This window comes from Streptomyces sp. AC550_RSS872, from assembly GCF_019049285.1.
Classification (GTDB): domain Bacteria; phylum Actinomycetota; class Actinomycetes; order Streptomycetales; family Streptomycetaceae; genus Streptomyces.
In genome coordinates this window covers 1-203 of sequence record NZ_JAGMUL010000189.1, presented here as the reverse complement: position 1 = coordinate 203, position 203 = coordinate 1, and the positions used below count along the sequence as shown (strand labels likewise).

Below are 203 nucleotides of genomic sequence, written 5' to 3'. Positions count from 1 at the left end.
AAGACGGTGGTCGTCCGTGACAGCGGCGGTTCCTACGGTGCGGCGCTTCAGAAGGCGATCTACACGCCGTTCACGCAGGAGACCGGCATTCAGGTGAAGGTTCTGAACCTGGACGACGCTCCGCTGCTGGCGCAGATCAAGCAGGGCCGGCCGCAGTGCGACCTGATCAACAACTCGATGATGTCGCACACCAAGTACGTCGC

At 62.1% G+C, this 203-nt stretch carries 1 pseudogene; it reads left to right on the top strand.

From position 1 onward, the window contains the following. Window positions 1–203, top strand: a pseudogene (locus KUM44_RS39865) (ABC transporter substrate-binding protein); the annotation flags it as partial.